The 5288-nt window shown below is 38.2% G+C and carries 3 protein-coding genes and 1 pseudogene; 1 reads left to right on the top strand and 3 read right to left on the bottom strand.

The window, feature by feature from the left end; all coding sequences use genetic code 11:
- Window positions 1–590: 590 nt before the first annotated feature.
- Entirely contained in the window at window positions 591–1766 is a 1176-nt protein-coding gene (locus tag LC574_RS25055; protein ID WP_229456253.1) for a patatin-like phospholipase family protein, read from the bottom strand.
- A gap of 560 nt (window positions 1767–2326) precedes the next feature.
- Between LC574_RS25055 and LC574_RS25050 the strand changes: the two genes are divergently transcribed.
- Window positions 2327–2764 (top strand): response regulator, encoded by a 438-nt coding sequence (locus LC574_RS25050; RefSeq protein ID WP_229456252.1) that lies wholly within the window; start codon window positions 2327–2329, stop codon window positions 2762–2764.
- Between the two features lie 252 nt (window positions 2765–3016).
- Here LC574_RS25050 and LC574_RS25045 read toward each other — a convergent pair whose 3' ends face one another.
- Both LC574_RS25045 and rpoC2 read right to left on the bottom strand, forming a co-directional pair.
- Entirely contained in the window at window positions 3017–4348 is a 1332-nt protein-coding gene (locus LC574_RS25045; protein WP_229456251.1) for a hypothetical protein, read from the bottom strand.
- A gap of 169 nt (window positions 4349–4517) precedes the next feature.
- Window positions 4518–5288: pseudogene (rpoC2, locus tag LC574_RS25040) on the bottom strand (DNA-directed RNA polymerase subunit beta'); the annotation flags it as partial.

The raw sequence follows: 5288 nt of genomic DNA, 5'->3' as shown, positions 1-5288 counted from the left end.
ATATTGGTTAAAACCTCGCCCGAGGTTAAGCGAAACTAGTATTAAATATTCAACAATAATTAAAACTCTATCCCTTTATGGGTAGAGTATTCTGAATTCTGAATTCTGTATTCTGACTCCTTTTTATTGCTGCAATAATTCAGTTAAAAAACTGATTTAGATGGAGTATGAATGAAGAAAATGTAAACTGTTGTTGGGTTAAATGAGAGTTTTGACAGAACTTAGTCAGCTTGGTTTTACCCAATTGGTTCTCTACTGTCATTAAGAGAACAAATCTGGATTACTTACTAGCCAAAGCTAGTAGAGGAAAGTTAAACAACATCAAGCAATTTCTGTAAAAGTTGTCTAACTTTTCCTTATACCTAATATACCCAAATCAAAGTCATAATATATACACAAAAATACTGATTTATTAAATGTTTTAAAATTAATTTAAATAATTTTCAATAGCAATAAGTTCTTCGATTCACATCTGTAATTAATACTGATATTAATAAATTAAATAAAACATCTCGTATTTATACGATAATTATGTAGAAATATGCAATGTTGTATTTTATACTATTTAAGCGTATATCTGCGTGGATGCACTAGTTATCTTTAATAAAAGAAGCGATCGCCTCCTTTATCGGAGAACCGGAGTCGTCTCTGGTATAGTACGTAAGACCTTTATCAATGAATGCAGAAGTAGTATTTATTAACTGCTCAATAATCTTTGAACTAGCGTTATCTATTTCTTTACTGACTTTTTCCCCTGTAAATCGGTTTTTTCGATCTTCTGGAGGTAATACAATGCGAGGATCTTTATAAGTCTCTTTTGGCTTGGCTTTAAATGTCTCATTTAAGTCAAACTGAAGCCGTAAATAACGTTTAGAATCGTATCCACCCATGATTTGCCGACAAATCGTACTATCAATCTCAGATGTAGGTTCCATAAAGATATTAGTAAGATTTTGTACCCAGTCTAAGCCTCTCCATTTGCTTATTTGCTTATATTGATATGGTTCACCAGTTTGACCTGTGCCAATAGAAAGAATAGAAATATCTTCCAATCGCAAATTATCCAGTTTATATTTTTGCTTAATTGTTGGAGAGACTGAAGATTGACTGATCCTCATAACTAGACTCAAAGCTCCGAGACAGGGGTTGTTAGCAGAAACTCCTCCATCAATGTGTGGGAATTCCCAATCACCAAATTTTTCTTTATCTACAGGTTCTAATTTATATGGTGGAAAAAAAGTAGGAGCTGAGGCAGAAGCGGTACATATCTGCCATAAATAACAGTCATCGTACCATCTGTCTCCTAAATCGGGATGACAATTTGTAAAAAAGGTTGTATTACGATATAATGTATCGTAAGCAAGAATCAAAATAATGGGTTTTTGAATATCTTTTATTCTTGTAGATTTATATGTATCTTTGAGGACGCTAATCATTCCATCATGAGAATATTTAGATGCTGAAAACACATCAATAATTGATTTGATGATGGACGGCAAGTTTTTATAGCGCTCTTTTATATCCAACGGGAATATATCTTTACCTCTATCTTTATACAGTTTAATAAGTTCATCACTCTCCTTTCCTACAGCAATCGCTCCTGCTAACATTGAACCAGTGGAAGTACCAGAAATCAGATCAAAGTATTCGTGTAAAAAGTTTCCTTTCCCCTGATTTCTAATTTCTTGTTCTACTTGTTGAAGTATTCGTGCTGCAACGACTCCACGAATCCCGCCACCGTCTAAAGCTAAAATTTTGAAGGACATAGCAATTCTCTTTGATTATTTCTATGGTTATCTAACAGAATTCAGGAGTCAGGAGTCAGAATTCAGTTGAGGGTAAAGGGAAAAAATAAGGATTGTCGTCTTTTAGCTTTAACCAAACCGCATTGGTCTAGTCTTACAGCTATTTTCAGGTAAATAGACCACGCGGTAGGGGTAAAGCGCATTGCTCATTGGTGTCAACTTAAGCTAAAAATCGCTTATCTGTTAACTTCCTCACCCGCCTTGGAATGAATTCCAAGGCTAATAGCTAAAGTCTACTGAAGTAGACTAAAGATTTTTACGGATATTTAGTCATCTTTAGATGACTTTCGCTATTAGCAAGGAACTTCAGTTCCTTGCGGGACATAGCTTTTACGTTAAGTTGACACGTATGAGCAATGCGCTTTACCCCTACCGCGTGGTCTATTTACCTGAAAATAGCTGTAACTTCTTCATATTGATAAAGCTTTTCACCGCAAGTTTGTGTATTTAGGGTGAATACTTATTCCGCTCCATGCGTTGCAATAGAAATAGCAGACTATAGCAGGCAATAAAAGGACGGCATGGCAACCGAGCAAAAAATCAACCAAGAAACTGAGTTAAATTCGCTCCAGCCACTTGTTGGAATCTTAATTTTACTGGTAGAGGATGAGCCAGATATTGCAGATTTGCTCATCTTCATTTTGGAAGCAGCTGGTGCAGAGGTGATGGCTTTAACAGATGCAGAAGAAGCCCTTGCCTTGGTCGAATCGCTTCATCCCGATATTCTGCTGTGCAATGTGAAATTGCCCGATCATGATGGAAATTGGTTAATTGAGCAAATTCGAGTGCATTCTTGCTCATATATAAGACAGTTGCCTGCGATCGCTATCACTTCTTATACACGGGAAGTCTCAAGTCATAAGGCTTTGAATGCTGGCTTTAATCGATTTTTAGTCAAGCTTGAGAGTCCAGAGCAAATCGTAAGTGAGATTATTCACCTGCTATCTATCGATCTTTAAACATATAGGACTTACGCAAAAATCGCCCAAAAGCTTAATTTATCGAACCGCCAAGACGCCAAGAACGCCAAGAATTCGTAGAGCGTGCGTAAGTCCTAACATAAATACTCGGTTTTAATATCGTTTTTGACACTGATTGTACTAATAGGTAACGTTACAGTATTTGGGTGTTATCTCTGCCTTTTTGATTCTGTATCAAGGGTTGGTGTTTTAAAAATGTACTTGATTGCATGAAAAAGACAGAGAATGCACTTAAAGTTGAAAACCCTTTGCTGGTTTTTTTTGCCCTTTGCTTTTGGGCTTGGATTTGTTAACTTCTCCTAAAGCTTCTTGAAATAAATTGTGTAAATGTATAGGAACACTAGCAATGTCTGGTAATTCTGGCTCAATAAGTTTGTGGAATTCTTGCAAAAGTGCATCCAAGTCACTTTCAAGACGAAACTCTGGACGTTGCAGAACTGTTTGCAACACATTTTCTAATTTACTTGGATACTGTTGCGCTAATCGATGCCAAATAAAAGCATTAATACTTTTATCTTCAAGGTAATAGCGAACTAGTTTTTCAGCCCCTTGAACACTTTGCCAGTCCTCTGCCGATAAAATTGCTTGTATTTTACTATATGTTGGTAAAAACATTTGTCCCCAACGGGGATGAGAAAGAGCTGTTACCTGTTCTGCTTTCTTGAGTTCAGGAGGCAAATCGACCTTTGGCATCACCATTTTGGTATTACTGCTTTTGCTGTTAAACATCTGAGAGACTACGTTGGAATCAGCACCAAATTCTTCTGCTGCTGCTTTGATTTCATCGTCTCCAATGCCAGCTGCTTCTGCTACTTCAGCCAAGGATTTAGAAGTATCAATTCCTGCTTCTGCAAAGCGTTTTTCAGTGATTAATTCTTGGAATTCAGCTATTCTTTTATTAAGCTGGTATCCAGGTAGTGTGATTTCATCAGTGCCAAAAAAGTCCACAAACTGCTGATGATATTGTCCTACTGACTGCCAAGCTTCTTCTAGCAAGTCTGGAGCATCGCTGTATAGATTACTTTTATAGTTTTCTTTGAAATTACCAATTGCTACAGCAAGTTTTGGTTTACCTAATTTACCCATTATTGTGTAGGGGCCAGAAAACATCCAGTAGCTATCGGTAACAGGAGAAATGCGAGTTAGTAAAATTTCTCCTACTTTCAATCGAGATATTGCCTGTAATGTTTGAGTATTATTTGGCTTGACGATGTAGTGTTTATCTGTTAACCAGTTCGTCAATTCAAAGCCATCAGGTAGAATATTCGTTATAGCAAATAAGCCAATAAAACTATGATGCCAACTGTTGATCAGGTTGCGATCGCTTTCTTCTAAATCTGGATTGCTTTCGATAAACAACTCTAATGGAGACTTCTCACCGACTTTCCCGGCTGTCAGAAAGCTATCGATGATTAAGTCCTGCTGAGTACTATCCCCACTTCCACGGCGCAACTGTTCTGCTGCATAAGTTTCCAGTGCTTGTGCTAGTTCGCCTTCAGCATCAAGGACAAAATCAACTAAGGCTTGTTTTAATTGGTGCGATCGTTCTAATATGACATCCACAAGTTAATCTCTCGGTGCAACAGATGTAGATTATAGCTCTTGAGAGAATTACAGCATCTAGCAATAGCTAGATTTATGGTGATTAGAGAGCAAAATAAAAAGGCAAAAGAAGATTTTCTTTTGCCTTTTTAGTTTTTACCTTTTAATAGAGAGGGGAAATTTAAAGTCTCTATTCATCGTCGAAATCATCGTCGTCTTCGTCTTCTTCCTCGTAATCGTCGTCGTCTGCGACTTCATCGGCGATTAATTCATCTTCATCATCTAAAACTGACCTTTCTGCACGTCTGCTACCAAAACCAGATTCCCCAAGAATAGGAGAATCTAAATTATAGGTGCGAGCTGTGCGGTCATCTAAGACCATATCCAGGGGATCATCAACTTCATCCAAGACACTACTGGTAATCTCAGCAGCATAATCATCGATCGCACCGGGTTCTTCATAGGTATTGTAGCCAGTACCAGCCGGAATCAATCGCCCGATAATCACGTTTTCCTTTAAGCCGCGCAGCCAGTCGGATTTGCCTTCGATCGCTGCTTCGGTAAGTACCCGTGTTGTCTCTTGGAAGGATGCGGCGGAAATAAAGCTATCAGTATTCAACGATGCTTTAGTGATACCCAACAATACTGGGGTATACTGTGCCCTAGCACCGCCTGTAATTGCCATAGCTTCGTTCACCTGCTCAACTTGGCGCAGTTCTACCAATTCACCAGGAAGCATAGTGGTGTCACCACCATCATCAATCCTGACTTTGTTGGTCATCTGGCGAACAATGACTTCAATGTGCTTATCGGAAATATCAATCCCTTGAGACTGATAAACCATTTGCACTTCATTCACCAAGAATGACTGTACCTTCTGCAAAGCATGGCTAGCACAAGCGGTGCTAGGGCACAGTATACCCCAGTATTGTTGGGTATCACTAAAGCATCGTTGAATACT

The organism is Nostoc sp. CHAB 5715, assembly GCF_020829685.1.
Classification (GTDB): Bacteria; Cyanobacteriota; Cyanobacteriia; order Cyanobacteriales; family Nostocaceae; genus Nostoc.
Note: the sequence above shows the minus strand (reverse complement) of the source record. Positions and strands in the feature narration are given on the sequence as shown.